Annotated in this window: 19 protein-coding genes; 8 read left to right on the top strand and 11 right to left on the bottom strand. The window is 62.9% G+C overall.

The annotated features are described in order from the left end of the window. A partial coding sequence (locus ACLHHB_RS10325; RefSeq protein WP_410218201.1) for a Bug family tripartite tricarboxylate transporter substrate binding protein occupies positions 1–329 on the bottom strand: 329 nt, incomplete at its 3' end. Between the two features lie 163 nt (positions 330–492). Between ACLHHB_RS10325 and ACLHHB_RS10320 the strand changes: the two genes are divergently transcribed. The 5 genes from ACLHHB_RS10320 to ACLHHB_RS10300 all read left to right on the top strand — a co-directional run bounded on the left by ACLHHB_RS10320 (position 493) and on the right by ACLHHB_RS10300 (position 3,299). Next, the gene (locus ACLHHB_RS10320) at positions 493–1,242 is read left to right on the top strand and encodes a GntR family transcriptional regulator (protein WP_410218200.1); all 750 of its coding nucleotides are present in this window, start codon (positions 493–495) and stop codon (positions 1,240–1,242) included. Further along, positions 1,239–1,910 carry a GntR family transcriptional regulator gene (locus tag ACLHHB_RS10315; RefSeq protein ID WP_410218199.1) on the top strand — a complete coding sequence of 224 codons (672 nt, stop codon included), beginning with the start codon at positions 1,239–1,241 and terminating at the stop codon, positions 1,908–1,910. The genes ACLHHB_RS10320 and ACLHHB_RS10315 overlap by 4 nt, the downstream gene beginning before the upstream one ends. A gap of 109 nt (positions 1,911–2,019) precedes the next feature. After that, positions 2,020–2,280, top strand: coding sequence for a hypothetical protein (locus ACLHHB_RS10310; RefSeq protein WP_410218198.1), 261 nt, complete (start codon positions 2,020–2,022; stop codon positions 2,278–2,280). A gap of 176 nt (positions 2,281–2,456) precedes the next feature. Further along, positions 2,457–2,696, top strand: coding sequence for a hypothetical protein (locus ACLHHB_RS10305; protein ID WP_410218197.1), 240 nt, complete (start codon positions 2,457–2,459; stop codon positions 2,694–2,696). 96 nt (positions 2,697–2,792) lie between these two features. Then, positions 2,793–3,299, top strand: a complete 507-nt coding sequence (locus ACLHHB_RS10300; RefSeq protein WP_410218196.1) for a glycosyltransferase family 4 protein — start codon at positions 2,793–2,795, stop codon at positions 3,297–3,299. A gap of 209 nt (positions 3,300–3,508) precedes the next feature. Here the strand turns inward: ACLHHB_RS10300 and ACLHHB_RS10295 are convergent, their stop codons facing one another. Both ACLHHB_RS10295 and ACLHHB_RS10290 read right to left on the bottom strand, forming a co-directional pair. Continuing rightward, the gene (locus tag ACLHHB_RS10295; protein WP_410218195.1) at positions 3,509–3,874 is read right to left on the bottom strand and encodes a hypothetical protein; all 366 of its coding nucleotides are present in this window, start codon (positions 3,872–3,874) and stop codon (positions 3,509–3,511) included. 122 nt (positions 3,875–3,996) lie between these two features. Continuing rightward, entirely contained in the window at positions 3,997–4,683 is a 687-nt protein-coding gene (locus ACLHHB_RS10290; protein WP_410218194.1) for a hypothetical protein, read from the bottom strand. A 276-nt stretch (positions 4,684–4,959) separates the two neighbouring features. Between ACLHHB_RS10290 and ACLHHB_RS10285 the strand changes: the two genes are divergently transcribed. Further along, the gene (locus ACLHHB_RS10285; RefSeq protein ID WP_410218193.1) at positions 4,960–5,355 is read left to right on the top strand and encodes a pore-forming ESAT-6 family protein; all 396 of its coding nucleotides are present in this window, start codon (positions 4,960–4,962) and stop codon (positions 5,353–5,355) included. Between the two features lie 69 nt (positions 5,356–5,424). On the opposite strand, the gene ACLHHB_RS10280 is transcribed toward ACLHHB_RS10285, so the two are convergent. The 7 genes from ACLHHB_RS10280 to ACLHHB_RS10250 form a co-directional block, all read right to left on the bottom strand. Then, positions 5,425–6,600, bottom strand: coding sequence for an AI-2E family transporter (locus ACLHHB_RS10280; RefSeq protein WP_410218192.1), 1,176 nt, complete (start codon positions 6,598–6,600; stop codon positions 5,425–5,427). 189 nt (positions 6,601–6,789) lie between these two features. After that, positions 6,790–8,016 carry a saccharopine dehydrogenase family protein gene (locus ACLHHB_RS10275; RefSeq protein WP_410218191.1) on the bottom strand — a complete coding sequence of 409 codons (1,227 nt, stop codon included), beginning with the start codon at positions 8,014–8,016 and terminating at the stop codon, positions 6,790–6,792. 41 nt (positions 8,017–8,057) lie between these two features. After that, on the bottom strand, positions 8,058–9,158 hold the full coding sequence (locus ACLHHB_RS10270) for a carboxynorspermidine decarboxylase (protein WP_410218190.1): 1,101 nt from the start codon (positions 9,156–9,158) through the stop codon (positions 8,058–8,060). Between the two features lie 167 nt (positions 9,159–9,325). Further along, the gene (locus ACLHHB_RS10265; protein ID WP_410218189.1) at positions 9,326–9,727 is read right to left on the bottom strand and encodes a hypothetical protein; all 402 of its coding nucleotides are present in this window, start codon (positions 9,725–9,727) and stop codon (positions 9,326–9,328) included. Positions 9,728–9,737: 10 nt separating this feature from the next. Further along, on the bottom strand, positions 9,738–10,523 hold the full coding sequence (locus tag ACLHHB_RS10260) for a DUF6478 family protein (RefSeq protein ID WP_410218188.1): 786 nt from the start codon (positions 10,521–10,523) through the stop codon (positions 9,738–9,740). Between the two features lie 180 nt (positions 10,524–10,703). Beyond that, positions 10,704–11,042 (bottom strand): 4a-hydroxytetrahydrobiopterin dehydratase, encoded by a 339-nt coding sequence (locus ACLHHB_RS10255; protein WP_410218187.1) that lies wholly within the window; start codon positions 11,040–11,042, stop codon positions 10,704–10,706. Between the two features lie 12 nt (positions 11,043–11,054). Beyond that, complete coding sequence (locus tag ACLHHB_RS10250; protein ID WP_410218186.1) at positions 11,055–11,843, bottom strand: phenylalanine 4-monooxygenase; 789 nt, start codon at positions 11,841–11,843, stop codon at positions 11,055–11,057. Positions 11,844–11,966: 123 nt separating this feature from the next. On the opposite strand from ACLHHB_RS10250, the gene ACLHHB_RS10245 reads away from it, so the two are divergent. Continuing rightward, positions 11,967–12,428 carry an Lrp/AsnC family transcriptional regulator gene (locus ACLHHB_RS10245; RefSeq protein WP_410218185.1) on the top strand — a complete coding sequence of 154 codons (462 nt, stop codon included), beginning with the start codon at positions 11,967–11,969 and terminating at the stop codon, positions 12,426–12,428. Here the strand turns inward: ACLHHB_RS10245 and cls are convergent, their stop codons facing one another. Further along, the gene (gene cls / locus ACLHHB_RS10240) at positions 12,429–13,856 is read right to left on the bottom strand and encodes a cardiolipin synthase (protein ID WP_410218184.1); all 1,428 of its coding nucleotides are present in this window, start codon (positions 13,854–13,856) and stop codon (positions 12,429–12,431) included. Between the two features lie 87 nt (positions 13,857–13,943). Between cls and ACLHHB_RS10235 the strand changes: the two genes are divergently transcribed. Beyond that, on the top strand, positions 13,944–14,511 hold a 568-nt coding region (locus tag ACLHHB_RS10235; protein ID WP_410218183.1), incomplete at its 3' end, for an acetyl-CoA carboxylase carboxyltransferase subunit beta.

Here is a 14,511-nt window from a genome sequence, read left to right as displayed (position 1 = left end):
CCGTAATCGGCCAGACCCGACACTTCGGTCACGATCAGGTGGCCGGTATGGCCGAACAGCATCGTGTAGCCATCAGGATCGGCATCGCGAACGGCCGAGGTCGCAATGGTTGCGCCGCCACCGGGCATGTTGGTGATGACCATGCCGGTGCCGGTAATCTCTTCGAAATAGCGCGCCATGGTGCGGGCATTGAAATCGGTGTCGCCGCCCGGGCTGGCGCCGATGATCACGTTGACCGTGCGTTGCGGCCAGTCGGTCTGCGCCAGCGCACTCATCGGCGACAGGCTGGTCGATGCGATCGCCGCGACGACAAGAATGGACAATTTCATTCGATCTTTCCTCCAACAGCCATCAACTGGCGCTTCTCCCTTTTGATGCACTAGTATATTTGAAGGTTTGAAGCAAGTGCCTTTGATACGGTAAGGCTGGACGCGGCCTGCGCCTTGTCACAGATCAGGAGCAGAGGGCTGAAACCTGAACAGGAGGACACCGATGCCGCATCCTCGTCGAAAGCGATCCCGCGCCGAGGTCATTCACGACGCCCTGCGCCACATGATTGTCACGCTTGAGCTGAAACCCAACGAGGCGCTGCCGGAAAAGGAGTTGTGCGAACGTTTCGGCGTCAGCCGCACGCCCTTTCGGGAGGCCATCTTGCGACTGGCCGAACACGGGCTTGTCACGGTTGCACCACAGCACGGAACCTTTGTGGCAGGGATATCGCCGCGTGCGGTCCGGCTGGCGCATTTTCTCCGGGTGAACCTCGAAATCCCGGTGATTCGCCTTTTGGCTCAGCAGCCCGGGCCTGATCTGACCCGATGTGCCACGCTGCTGACGGAACAAAGGATCCTAGCCGCGCGCAATGACCAGGCAGGGTTCATCCTGCTGGACGACCAGTTCCACGAAGCCTTGTTCGAAGCCGCGGGCCTGTCAGAATTATGGGGGGTCATTCATGCCAAGAAGGGCCATCTGGACCGCGTCCGGTTCATCCAGGGCAATTCGCGGGGCGGAGTCACCGTTCCCTTGTCACAGCATCTGGAAATCCTTGACGTGATCAGCAAGGGCGAGGCTGACCGCGCCGAAGCGTTGATGCGCAGCCATGTCGCGGGCTCTCTGAACTTCATGGAAGAACAACTGGACGCGCGCCCGGAACTGTTCGATCGCGAGGCGGACGATCCCCGGCTTGCGCGTCAGGAAGGGTTCATTCACGAACAGCAGAACATGAGCAATCGGGACACTTCATGATCATCCAGACGGGCGGAACGGATATCGTCGAAGATCTGCGGGGGCGCATCCTGGCGCTTGAACTGCCCCCCGGAAGCGCCCTGTCGCGGGTCGATCTTGGCGCCCGCTACGGCATCAGTTCCACGCCACTGCGCGATGCCCTGCTGCGATTGCAGGAGGAGGGTCTGGTGGTCATTCACCCGCAGGCGCGCACCTCAGTCAGCCTGATCGACCTGAACCATGCGCGGCAGGTCCATTTCATGCGCAGCGCCGTCGAGACGGAAGTCGTCCGAAAGCTGGCCCTGAACCCGCCCGATGATCTGGGACTGGAACTGGAACACCTGCTGGCCGCGCAGGAGGAGCGCGCAGAACGGGGCGATCTGACCGGCTTTTCCCGGCTGGACCTGGCCTTTCACCACGCGCTGTTCCGCCATGCCGGGCTGGAAGCGATCCACCGCGTCATCCGGCGCGAAAGCGGTCACATCGACCGGCTGCGCGCGCTCCACCTGATGCAGCCTGCCAAGGTCCGGCAGATCCTGTCCGATCACCAGGCTGTTATGCATGCCATCATGGCGCGAACGCCAGATGAGGCCGCAGACCGGATGCAGGACCACCTGTCCCAGTCGATCCTGCTGGGCAAGCAGTTGACCAGCCTGCGGCCCGATTATTTTGCCGAGCTTCCGGACTGATCGGACTTCGGGCGATCATGGACAACGTGTCGCCTCAGCGATTATCCTTTCCATGTTTCATTCTGCGGCGCCTGCAAGCCCGCTTCATCACCTTGCCGGAAAGCCTTTCATGACCTCGATTCGACCGCGCGTCCTTGCCATTGCCGAAGCTGCCAACCCGGAATGGGTGTCCGTGCCGCTGGTAGGCTGGTCGCTGGCCTCGGCACTGCGACGGCACGCAGACGTGCATATTGTGACCCAGCAGCGCAACCGCGACGCGTTCTTGCGCGCAGGACTGACGGAGGGAACGGATTTCACCGCAATCGACAGCGAGGCGGTGGCTGCGCCCATGTACCGACTGGCCGAATTGCTGCGGATGGGCAAGGGCTAGACTATGGTCAAGGCCGTGGCCGCGCTGAGCTATCCCTATTTCGAGCGGCTGGTGTGGCAGCACTTCGGCCCCCGGATCCGCGCGGGGGAATATGACATCGTCCACCGCATCACCCCTTGTCGCCCACGACCGTCTCGCCCATTGCCGCAAAGGTGGCGGCCTCAGGCGTTCCCTGCTTGATGGACCCCTTGAGTGGCGGAGGGCCTTGGCCTGCAGGCTTCGAGGCCGGGCGTCGGCGCGAACGCGAACGCGAACGCGAATGGCTTTCTTATGTACACGGGGCATACAAGCTCAATCCTCAGCATCGATGCATGCTGGCCATCGTCCTGATCGTTGCCGGATCGCGCCATACGGCGAACGAAATTCCGCAAGCATATCAGGACAAGGTTGTCTGGCCGCCGGAAAAACGCCATTGATCCCGCCCGTTTCAATCTGGTGGCGCCGCAGGATGTATCGGGTCCACTGCGGGCATGCTTTTGTGGGCCAATTGGTGCCTTACAAGGCCTGCATATTTGCTGGACGCCATCGCATCCTGCGTACGTTTTGGCCGACTGGTGCGGGACATGATCGGGGACGGTCCGATGCTGGACGCACTGCGCAGCCAGGTCACCGATCTGCAGATCGCAGATGCCGTCACCTTTCATGGCAACCTGCCGCACGAGCGGGTGCAGGATATCCTGTCCCGCGCGAACCTGTTCACCTTCCCTTCGATCCGCAAGTTCGGCGACGGCGTCGTGCTCGAAGCGATGGCTCTGGGCGTCGTGCCGATGGTGGTGGATTATGCAGGCCCCGGCGAACTGGTGTCGGACAGGACAGGCTTTCTGATCCCGATCGGATCGTGTCAGGAGATCACCAAGCAACTGCATGACATGCTGGCCCGCGTGATCGAGGATCCGTCTGAACTGCCCTTGAAAGGTCAGGCAGCCCGAGCGCAGGTACGGACCGGGTTCACATGGGATGCCAAGGCCCAGCAGATCGTATTACTCTATCAACCCCTTCTGCAGCAGCGGCTCCGCTGATCCCCCCTCCGCCCAAGGGCAAACTCCAAGGATGAAAGTTTCCAAGCCGCAGGTAAATGGAGCTTCAGCCCGTTCGACGTTACAGTTGTCACCATTCTACGCAAAACGCCGAAGAAGATGAAGCCAAGCGTGTCGCACCGTGTTTTGTTTGCTGAGAGCTCTAGGGATGATCCGCCTGAAGCCGGCAGCCAATATGCACTTGCTGGCCGTCAATTGGTGGCGGAGGCGGGCGGTTCGATCCCGTCAACCAACAGCAACCTGCCATCGGTGGCGCTGAACAGCATTTCGGTCGGAATGTTGGCCCGTTCGGCGGCCACCACGACTCCCTCACCCTCGCGGATGATCCGGATCCGTTTATAGCCCTGCGCAGAAAGGCTGTCGATGATGGCTTGGTCCGAGGTGACATCCTCAAGGACAGGAAATGCAATGGCATCCATGCTCATGTCAGGGGAAAGGACATCCGTGGAAGGCAGGTCATCCAAGGTCCCCTGTGCGAAAGCAGCAGGTGCTGCCAGCATGGCCATGGTGGCAGCACCTGCCAGGCGATTCCTGAACAACGCTCGGTTGATGGTCATCGTGGTTCTCCTGTGTCATGTGCCGTAGCTGAACAGGCTTGGGGCTGGGGCCCGTTGTCCCAAGTCCCTGCGCACTTGCAAGACCGGGTCGGGACAGGCACGACCCGATCGCTGGATGAGGGTTAGCCGTTGCTGTCGCTGCCATCCGAAGACTCACCACCGCCGTCGGATCCATCGCTGCCACCGGAGCCATCACTGCCGTCCGATCCTTCGCTGCCCTCTGATCCGTCCCCGCCAGCTCCACCGCCAGCACCTTCATCGCCCGCGCCGTCTCCGCCATCGGTACTGGTGTCGCCCCCATCGGAATCCCTGTCCGTTGTGCTGCCTTCGTCACCCGACTCGTCATCCGATGTGCCATCGTCACCGCCCACGGCAGAACTCGTGCCAGTTGCCTGTGTCTGGTCATTTGCCGAGGATCCTTCGCCCTCGGGACGCGTCTCGACACCATCGACCGAAACAAGGCGCCCGTTCGCGGTGCTGTAGACGAGTTCGATGGGAACACCGCCTCGCTGAGCGGTCACCGTCAGGATCGGCCCTTCGCGGCTGATCACGACGTTGCTGTAGCCTTGAGCGATCAGGGTTTCGGCAATCGCCTCGTTGTTCTCGATCGACTCCAGCAGCGGGTATTCATTCTCCAGAATGACGCCGACAGAGGATTGTTCGGTCAGGGCCTCCTCGGGCACGACCACCGTATTGCCCTGCGGTGTCTCGATGGCCGTGGTCTGGGCCATGGCCATTGTTGCAAGAAGTGTTGCTGTTGCCGCGATCTTGCTGCCCAGCATCAGACCCTTGATGGAAGTGGTGAACATGGTCGCTCTCCTGTTGTCGTTTCCTCTCAACGTGGATGATGGCGTGATCAGTTCCCGGTTCAGCGCATTGGCCTCTGTGCAATGTGTGCGAAGATGATGACAGTTTTAAATTGATGGCTGGAACCTGCCCAACGAACAGGGCCGGGACATGCAGAAATGGCAAGGATCTGCCCGTCTCGCGTCCGACAGCAATCGGCGCGGGCAATCGGGATCCGGCTGCCCTAAGGCAGCGGCCTGTGCCTTCGGGCGCAATCATGACGGAAAAGGAGAAATCGCATGATCCGCCATCTCGCTGTTGCCCTGACACTGGGCCTTGGCACTCCGGTTGCAGCCCTTGCGCAGGAGGCCGCGGCCCCTTCCGCCCCTGACAGCGCCGCAACCTATGAGGCCGCCCGCAACCAGTTGGGCATTCTGAAATACTGCCAGCAGCAGGGCTTTACCGGCGGCGAAGCCGTTGCAACGCAGGCCCAGCTTGTGGACATGCTGCCGGAAGGCGACGAGGCCGCCGGTGCGACCGCCGAGGAAAAGGGCGCGGCAGGCACGGTTGCCATTGGTGACGCCGAACTGTCACTGGCCGATGCTTCCGAAAATCGGGGAAGCACGGTCGAAGCGACGTGCCAGCAAATCGAAGCTGCGGTCAACGAGGTCGCGCCAAGCCTGCAGGCGGGCTGAACAACCGTGACAGAATCAGATGCGCGGGCCATCGGACCCGCGCATTTTTCATAGAGCAGCAGGCAGGGATCAGGTCGCCCGCCCTTCGTCCTCGACCAGGGGGGCAGTGACTGCCCTTGCCGTGCTGCCGTCCTCGGCTTCGGCCCCTGTCTCCACCAGATCACGGGCTTCTTCCTGATCCTCGTCCTCCAAGGCCGGAGGCTCATCGCCCGCAAGGAAGTTGCCGAATTTTTCCCAGCCCGGGACATGCTCGGCCAGCACACGCATCACGACCAGGACGGGTACGGCAATGACCATGCCGATGACCGACCACAGCCAAGCCCACAAGGCCACCGCCAGAAAGACAACCACCGTGTTCATCTGCAAGCGGCGCGACACGAAATAAGGCGTGATGATCTGCCCTTCCAACGAGGTCAGGCCCAGATAGGTCAATGCCACCATCGCCGGCCAGAACAGTCCCGGCATGACGACCAACGCCACCAGCGCCGCAATCCCAACGCCAGCGATGGCACCCAGGTAAGGGATGAAGTTCAGCACGAACGCCCCGATCCCGAACAGCAGCGCACCGGGCATGCCCCAAGCCCACATCGCCAAGCCGATGCAAAGGCCCAGCCCTGCATTGATGATGGTGATGGCCCCCAGATAATTGCCCAGCGAATCCTCGATCCCGCGCAGTGCCAGATAGGCTGCGCGCTTGTCGCGCATCCGGTCAAAGCTTTGCACGATCTTCAGGTAAAGCAGGTCCCCCGAAGCGATCATGAAGAACAGAAGGATCAGCGTCAGAACTACCTGCCCCAGCATCAGGGGCGTGGCCTTCATCACCGTGCCCAATGTGGTTTCGCTGTTCTGCTCGACCCGGATCGTCGGCTGTCCGGGCTCTTCGGGGGCGGCTTCCTGTGCCTCCTCGATGCGGCGGGCGGCATCGCGCAGGTCTGCCAAGCTGTCCTGCACGCTGTCGAACTTGGTTTGGAGCTGCTGGGCAATGACCGGCATGTTGTTCATGGCGCGGCTGAGCGGCCCGCTGGCGGCATAGGCAATGACCGCAACCGCCAACAGGATCGACAGGGTGATCCCCAAGGCGGTCAGGGCATCGGGCACACCCCGGCGTTCCGCGAACCGGCGCAGCGGCGTGAAGACAAAGAACAGCAGGATTGCCATCGTCACCGGCATCAGGAAATCGCGCCCTGCGGCGATGGCCGAAAAGGCCAAGATCATGAAGATCCCGATGACGGCCCAGTTGGCCATCCTGACGGAATTGCCTTGGCCAGTGCCGAAGCGCGGAAAGTTTGGGCCCTCAGGACCTGGCATGTCGACCCCCGATATGCGCCGCGCGTCCCCCGACGTTGACAGCGCCATTGTTCGGTGCCGAACGCAAAGAACGGACCGGATGTTCCGGCCCGTTCACGGGTGCAATGCAGATCAGGCTTGGCAGCCTCAGACGGGATGATCGCCCGAAGCGTCGATCACGCGGGTTGGCAGGCCCATCTCGCCCAGCAGTTCCAGGAACGGACGCGCGGGCAGTTCCTCAATATTGGCCATCTTGCGCACGTCCCAAGGTCCGCGCGCGATCAGGATGGCCGCCGCCACCGGGGGCACGCCCGCAGTATAGCTGATGCCCTGGCTGCCCACCTCCTGGTACGCTTCCTTGTGGTCGGCCACGTTGTAGATGAAGACCTCCGCCGGCTTGCCGTCGCGGGTCCCTTTGACCAGGTCGCCGATACAGGTCTTGCCTTCGTAATCAGGCGCCAGGCTGGCCGGATCGGGCAGCACCGACTTGACGACCTTCAGCGGCACGACCTGCTGACCGTTGTCCAGGGTCACCGGCTGTTCCGACAACAGGCCCAGCTTTTGCAGGACGGTGAAGACGTTGATGTAATGCTCACCAAAACCCATCCAGAACCGGACATCGGCTTGCGGATAGCGGGCCGACAGGCTGTGAACCTCGTCATGGCCCGACAGATAGGCCGTGCGCTTGCCGACAACGGGCAGGTCCCATTCGCGGCCGACCTCGAACATGCGGTTTTCCTGCCACGCACCCTTTTGCCAGGAATAGACCGTGCCCGTGAACTCGCGAAAGTTGATCTCGGGGTCGAAGTTCGTGGCGAACCAGCGGCCATGGCTGCCCGCGTTGATGTCCACGATGTCGATGCTGTCGATCTTGTCGAAATATTCGTCCTCGGCGAGGCGGGCATAGGCGTTCACCACGCCCGGATCGAAGCCCGCCCCCAGAACGGCGGTGACGCCCGCACGGGCCGCATCCTCGCGCCGCTTCCATTCGTAGTTGCCGTACCAGGGCGGTGTCTCGCAGACCTTTGAAGGGTCTTCATGGATGGCCGTGTCGATATAAGCGGCGCCCGTGCGGATGCAGCCTTCCAGAACGGTCATGTTGATGAAGGCCGTGCCCACGTTGATGACGATGCCCGCGTCAACCTTGCGGATCAGCGCCTCGACCGCGTCCGCGTCCATCGCATCCAGCGCGTGGCTGGCAAAAGGCAGGTCATGCCCCTTGTCGCGCAGGGACTGGATGATCGCATCGGCCTTGGCCTGGGTCCGGTTCGCGATGTGCAGATCGCCGAACTCGGCCGCCCATTGGGCAATCTTGTGGGCCGTGACCTGCGCCACGCCTCCGGCGCCGATGATGAGCACGTTCTTTTTCGCCAATTCTGTCTCCTGGTCGAGGGGCTGCAAAGGGTGGGTGGCCTTCAGGACAGGCTGCCTTTGTAATCGTCAAAGGAAAAACTGCGGGCGGTGCGGATGCTGCCGTCCTCGTCCCGGATCGCGATGGAAGGCATCGCGACGCCGTTGAACCAGTTCTTCTTGACCATCGTGTAGCCGGCGGCATCCTGGATACTGATCCGGTCGCCGATGGCCAGCGGCTGCGCGAACCGGGCCTCGCCAAAGATGTCGCCCGCAAGGCAGGTCTTGCCCGCCACCTGATAGGCATGATCGCCCGACTGCGGCAGCTTGGCGTCCTCGCGATAGATCAGCAGGTCCAGCATGTGGGCCTCGGTGCTGCTGTCCACGACGGCGATCCGCTTGCCGTTGTCGAGGATGTCCAGAACCGAGACTTCCAGCGTCGTCGTCCTGGTGATGCTGGCCTCGCCGGGTTCCAGGAAGGCCTGGACGCCGAAACGGTCCTGAAAGGCCTTCAGACGGTCGGCCAGACGCTCCAGCGGATAGCCTTCGCCGGTGAAATGGATGCCGCCTCCCAAGGACACCCAGTCCAGCCTCTTCAGCAGGCCGCCGAACTCGGTCTCGATCCGCGTCAACTGCCGGTCGAAAAGGTCGAAATCCCCGTTCTCGCAATTGTAATGGATCATCACGCCGTTGATGCGGTCCAGGGCCTGCGTCAACCGGTCCATGTCCCATTCCCCCAGACGCGAGAAAGGCCGGGCCGGATCAGCCAGATCAAAGCCGCTGGTGGAAAACCGCGGGTTCAGCCGCAGTCCGGTGGCAATGCCCTGCGCACGGTCCGCAAAGCGGTCCAGCTGCGACAGGCTGTTGAAGATGATCTTGTCGGCATAGGACACGGCCTCGTCGATCTCGTGATCTGCCCAAGCCACGGAATAGGCATGCGTTTCCTTGCCGAATGTCTCGTGTCCCAGGCGCAATTCGAACAGCGACGACGAGGTCGTGCCATCCATATAGTCGCGCATCAGGTCAAAGACCGACCATGTCGCGAAACATTTCAGCGCCAGCAGGGCCTTGGCCCCCGACGCCTCGCGCAGCCACGCCACCTTCTCCATGTTCGCGCGCAGCTTGGACATGTCGATCAGGTAATGGGGCGTCGGCAACGCGGTCATGGGAAAAAACCTTCCGGATCTGGGTCGGGCCAAGGGGCGTCGGATGGCACCAATCAGGGCATCGTCACGAAGCCGCCGATATAGCCACGTCCCCCGCTTTTCGCAAGGAAGCATGACAGACAGGTGACGTGACTGCCGGTGTCCGCGAACCGCGGCCCGGCCTGTTATTAGGCCGGCGATCTTCCGGCGTGATCGGCGGCAAAACGGCGCAGTTCCCGTTTGACCAGCTCAAGCTCGGCGCGAAGGGCCGTGATCTCGGCCAGCAGATCATCATCCAGCGGCCGGCCCGTCAGCAACGGCAGCCGCGCCAGAACTTCGCCTTCGGTCGGAGGCTCGCCCCCGTCGCCTCTCCCGTCGACCCGCAGCAGCAGGGTTTGCATCCCCTCGCAAAGGACATGGCCCGGCAGGTCCGCCTCGACAAGGCAGGAACCCTCTTCGGGCAACAGGCGCGCGTCGCAGACCACCTCGCCATGCTGGACCACGACCACGCGGAGCGGTTCCGCCGACAGATCGTGCAGGCGCCCGCGCCACCGCCCGCCTTTAATTCCCAGATGTTCGAAATGCGGCATCGTCGCTCCTTCAGATCTGGGCGCGGGGATGGCGAGACAGAATGACGTCCCGCAAGACAACGGCATTCATGAACGGCGCTTCGAAAATCACGTCCACCCAGGCCTTTTCGACTGCACGCTGCGACAATTGGGCATAGCCGAGGTCGAACTCGATCACGCGGGGGCAATGCCCCCCTTCGATCGGGTGGCCCATCTGCCGCAGGATCGTCTCGATGTTCGGACCCTGCTGGATGTTCAGCCGGGCATAGACGGCAATGCGCCGTTCGGCCTGCAGGATCGACTCCATCCGCAGGATGTGATGCTTGTCCAGTCCGGCCAGCGCAGCCGGCGGCAAGGTCAGCGAAAAGGACAGAAAGCTGCCCGTGAAACCCATGACCTCCAGCGCCAGCCCATATTTGGACAAATCGGTGGCCCGGCGGTTGCGGACCTGACGCAGGATCATCGCCCGGGCTGCGCAGTCATGAAACAGCGCCACCTCATCGGACAGCCAGCTGCCATTGGTCGGACCCACAAGCCCCAGGTGGTTGCCGCACATGCACATGACCTGTGGGCGCCAGCGCCAGTCGGTGCCCGCGGGCAGGTCCATCCGGTTCAACGAATCCTGTCCCGCCCTCCCGTGGCTGCCTGCCACATTCAGAAAACGGCCCAAGACCTGCTGCAGGTCCCGCGCCTCGTCGCGCAGGCTGCTGGAGACGGGAAAGGGCCTGCCGGTCAGTTCGGATGCCATTCCCCGCCACTGGCGTGCTGCCGCAGCCCGAATGCGCCTGGACGCCCAACTGTCCTGCCGTCGCGCCATTGTCACCCCCCGCGCGTCGAAGGACGCGCGCATCGGAACGCGACAGGGCATTCCGGCAAGGCCGAAGGCAGGTGGCAGTCCTTCATGCGTCCGCTCCCGAATGATTGCCGTTCAGGAATAAACCGGGACATTCCTCGAAACAACCTTGGAGCGATCCGCGTCAGACAAAATCACCCATTTTCAGGCGACCAGCGCATCCAGCCGGGCCGCGCAGATGAAATCGTTGCGCGTCAATCCGCCCGCCTCGTGCGTGGTGAAGGTGACGGTGCAATAACCCCATCCGAATGCAATGTCGGGATGATGGCCCTGCTTGTTGCCCAGCCAGGCGGCCAAGTTCGCCATCTCGACGGCCTTGGCAAAGCCCCTGAACTCGAAGCGGCGGCTGATGTCCTTGCCCGTAGGGGCAAGGGTCCAGCCGGTCAGTTCCCGCATCATCTGTCGCGCTTCGTCCAGGGCCAGGGGAGCGATGCCGCCCTGGCAGGGCTCGCAGGTGGCATTTGCCAATTCGTTGCTGCTCATGGTCTGCTCTCCTTATGCGGCCTTGGGCGGGTACTTGGGGTCATGCAACCCCATGGCGCGCGCCTGCGCAACATCGCCCAGCAGATCGCGGCGGGCAGCGGCAAAGAGATTGTCCAGATCATCGATCACGAAATAGACCGGCTGGTGGATGTCGATGCGGTAAGGCGTGCGCAGGATGTCGATCACGTCAAAGGCACGATGCTCCGGCCGATCCGAAATGGACCAGGGCAGTTCCGTCACCGAACTGGCCAGCCCCGAGCCCAGCGCCTTCAACCTGCCGCCTTCCTGCATCAGCCCGAACTCGATCGAGAACCAGTAAAGGCGGATGAGCCAGCTGTAATCCGCCTTGCTGCAGCGGGTTCCGGCCTCGCCGATGGCCTGGCTGAAGGCCGCAAAGGCCGGGTCGGTCAACAGGGGCGTGTGGCCGAAGATCTCGTGAAAGATGTCTGGCTCCTCGATATAGTCGAAGTGCTTGCGCATCCGGATAAAGCTGGCGGCAGGAAAGGCACGATCCGCCAGCATCCCGAAAAAGCGGCCGAAGCCGATCAGGGCGGGAACGGGCTCGACACGCCAGCCTGTCAGCCGGCCCAGCGTTTCGGACACATCGGGACATTGCGGCACCCGGTCCCGTGGCAGGTCCAGCAGGTCCAGCCCGCGCAGATAGGGTACGGCCATGTGGCGGCGCACTGCCGGCAGTTGCTGGGCCACCAGATCGCGCCAAACGGCATTTTCGTTCTCATCGTAAATGATATGGCCCCGTTCATCAGGGTGTTTGGCCTGGTATTCCGTTGATTTCGACATGGCGGGTCCTCCTTCCCAACAGATCCAGATTATCCCGGCCGTGCGGAAGATTTTGCCTGATAAGGGGGAATGTGCATTCTATGGGGAAAATCATTCCGCTCAGGCGGCCAGAAGGGGCAGGACATGCCGCCACTTGACGACACGGACCGCCGTATCCTGCGCCTGCTGCAGCAGGACGCCACCCTGTCGGTGCAAGAACTGGCCGAAGCCGCGGGCCTGTCCAGTTCGCCTGCGTGGCGCCGCCTGCGCCGCATGATCGAGGACAGGGTGATCCAGCGCCAGGTGGCGCTGGTCGACCCTGCAAAGGCCGGGCTGCACGCGATGGCTTATGTCCAGGTCTCGCTGCTGGATCATACCGAGGCGATGCTGGCCCGCTTCGACCGTTTCGTGCAGACCGAGGAGCAGATCCTGGAATGCGCGACGATCACCGGCACGTCGGATTACCAACTGAAGATCGTTGCCGCCGATCCAGATGGTTTGGAACATTTCCTGATGCGCCGCATGTTGCCGCTTGGGATCATCCGCAGCACGGTGACGCATTTCGTCCTGCGCCAGACCAAGTTCACGACCGCCCTGCCCCTTTGATCACAACAGTGGAGACGCCAGCGCCAGCAGGTTGTTGCGCACCCGACGCCAGGCGCTCCAGTTGCGGACCTCGTTCAGCACGACCTCGTCCGAACGCGCGACATAGCTTTGCTGGCGTTCGTCCAGATGCCCGACGAACTCGCGGTCAAAGACGGCCATGTTGACTTCGTAGTTCAGCTCGAAGCTGCGCCGGTCCAGATTGGCGCTGCCAATCATCGCCATGCGGCCGTCGATGGTCATGATCTTGGAATGCAGCAGCCCGTCCCGGAACAGCATCAGCCGCACCCCGGCCTCGATCAGGCCGTAGTAAAAGCCTTGGCTGGTGGCGCCGACGATCAGGCTGTCGTTGCGGGCAGGCAGGATCATCGTCACATGAACACCCCGCCGCGCCGCCGCGCGGATGGCCGCGTCCAGCGCCGCGTCCGGAACGTAATAGGGGGTGGTGATCACCACCCGGTCGCGCGCCGCATGCAGCATCCCCGCCAGACAGTCGGACACGCTGCCTGCCCGCCGGTCCGGACCTGTCGCCACCACCTGCGTCACGACGCCGGGATCGGCCACCGCCTCGACCGGCTGAAGCATCGGCCCCAGGTCGCGGCCCGTATAGCTCATCCAGTCGCCCAGAAAGACCGCCTGCAGCTGCCGGACCGCCGGACCTTCGACCGATACGAGGATATCGACCCAAGGACCAAAGCGCGCCTTGATTGCAAAGGCCATGTCGGCGCAGTTGCGGCTGCCGGTAAAGGCGATGCGGTTGTCCACCACCATGATCTTGCGATGGTTGCGCAGATCCAGCCTTTGAAACAGGATGCTGATGAAGGGCAATCCCCAGGGAAAGGCCGTCACGCATTCCGCACCGGCCTGCTGCATCCGCTCCCACAGTTCCGATCGCACCAGCGTGCGCGACCCCAGCGCATCGACGATCACCCGGCACTGCACCCCCCGCGCCTCGGCCCGCATGATCGCCTCGGCAATCTTGGTGCCGCTGGCGTCGGGCAGCCAGATATAGAACAGCACATGCACATGATCGACCGCACGCTCGATTGCATCCACCAGCCGGTCGATGGCGGCGTCCGACTCTTCCAGAAGGTGCAGGCGGTTGCCGGACAGCGCGACCATGCCGCCTACGGCGCTGTTGGCGGCGATGACGGGACCTGCCGGGTCGGGCGCTTCGGCCAAAACGGCAGGGACCGGCGTCCGCAGGCCCGTCAGCCGGTCGCGCACGTCGGCCATGCGCTGGACCTCGGCCTGGTTCATGCGGACCTCGCCGAACAGCAGATAGGCCAGGATGCCGACCAGGGGCACCGCCTCGACCACCATGATCCAGACCAGACGGACCGAGGGCTCGATCCGGGGACGCAGCAGGACGCGGGCGATGATCACCAGCGACACCGTGGTATGCATGACAAAGAACAGGGTGGCCCACATGGCGGGCATCATCCCTGCCCGCCCCGGCAATTGCAATTCCCCCCGTCGCGGCCTATCTGGGGCGGGAAACAGCCAAGGTCGCCCGCGATGAACTGGATCACGAACTATGTCCGCCCGCGCATCAATTCGCTGTTCTCGCGCCGCGAAGTGCCCGAGAACCTGTGGACCAAATGCCCTGAATGCGGGACGATGCTGTTCCATCGCGAACTGACGGACAACCTGAACGTCTGCACCAACTGCGACCACCACATGGCGATCACGCCTCGTGACCGATTTGCCGCGCTGTTCGACGGGGGCGCCTTTCTCGAGGTCAAGGTCCCCGAGCCGATCACCGACCCGCTGCAGTTCCGCGACCAGAAGAAATATCCCGACCGGATGAAGGCGGCGCAGAAATCCACGGGCGAGAAAGAGGCCATGCTGGTCGCCGAGGGCGAGATCGGCCGCACGCCCATCGTGGCCGCGGCCCAGGACTTCAGCTTCATGGCTGGTTCGATGGGGATGTATGTCGGCAACGCCATCATCGCGGCCGCCGAACGTGCCGTGCAGATGAAAAAGCCGCTGGTGCTGTTTTCCGCGGCGGGCGGCGCGCGCATGCAGGAGGGGATCCTGTCCCTGATGCAGATGCCCCGCACCACCGTCGCGGTCGAGATGCTGC

The organism is Paracoccus sp. (in: a-proteobacteria) (genome assembly GCF_046462195.1).
In the GTDB taxonomy this organism is placed as follows: domain Bacteria; phylum Pseudomonadota; class Alphaproteobacteria; order Rhodobacterales; family Rhodobacteraceae; genus Paracoccus.
The sequence above is the reverse complement of the archived record's forward strand: the minus strand, read 5'-3'. Positions and strand labels throughout refer to the sequence as shown.

Excerpts from the sequence above, each read along its gene's own strand:
- ACLHHB_RS10245 (WP_410218185.1), top strand. The coding sequence starts at position 11,967 with ATGCCGCCACTTGACGACACGGACCGCCGTATCCTGCGCCTGCTGCAG.
- ACLHHB_RS10320 (WP_410218200.1), top strand. The coding sequence starts at position 493 with ATGCCGCATCCTCGTCGAAAGCGATCCCGCGCCGAGGTCATTCACGAC.
- ACLHHB_RS10315 (WP_410218199.1), top strand. The coding sequence starts at position 1,239 with ATGATCATCCAGACGGGCGGAACGGATATCGTCGAAGATCTGCGGGGG.
- ACLHHB_RS10270 (WP_410218190.1), bottom strand. The coding sequence starts at position 9,158 with ATGACCGCGTTGCCGACGCCCCATTACCTGATCGACATGTCCAAGCTG.
- ACLHHB_RS10285 (WP_410218193.1), top strand. The coding sequence starts at position 4,960 with ATGATCCGCCATCTCGCTGTTGCCCTGACACTGGGCCTTGGCACTCCG.
- ACLHHB_RS10260 (WP_410218188.1), bottom strand. The coding sequence starts at position 10,523 with ATGGCGCGACGGCAGGACAGTTGGGCGTCCAGGCGCATTCGGGCTGCG.
- ACLHHB_RS10310 (WP_410218198.1), top strand. The coding sequence starts at position 2,020 with ATGACCTCGATTCGACCGCGCGTCCTTGCCATTGCCGAAGCTGCCAAC.
- ACLHHB_RS10250 (WP_410218186.1), bottom strand. The coding sequence starts at position 11,843 with ATGTCGAAATCAACGGAATACCAGGCCAAACACCCTGATGAACGGGGC.
- cls (WP_410218184.1), bottom strand. The coding sequence starts at position 13,856 with ATGTGGGCCACCCTGTTCTTTGTCATGCATACCACGGTGTCGCTGGTG.
- ACLHHB_RS10255 (WP_410218187.1), bottom strand. The coding sequence starts at position 11,042 with ATGAGCAGCAACGAATTGGCAAATGCCACCTGCGAGCCCTGCCAGGGC.
- ACLHHB_RS10265 (WP_410218189.1), bottom strand. The coding sequence starts at position 9,727 with ATGCCGCATTTCGAACATCTGGGAATTAAAGGCGGGCGGTGGCGCGGG.
- ACLHHB_RS10295 (WP_410218195.1), bottom strand. The coding sequence starts at position 3,874 with ATGACCATCAACCGAGCGTTGTTCAGGAATCGCCTGGCAGGTGCTGCC.
- ACLHHB_RS10290 (WP_410218194.1), bottom strand. The coding sequence starts at position 4,683 with ATGTTCACCACTTCCATCAAGGGTCTGATGCTGGGCAGCAAGATCGCG.
- ACLHHB_RS10280 (WP_410218192.1), bottom strand. The coding sequence starts at position 6,600 with ATGGCCAACTGGGCCGTCATCGGGATCTTCATGATCTTGGCCTTTTCG.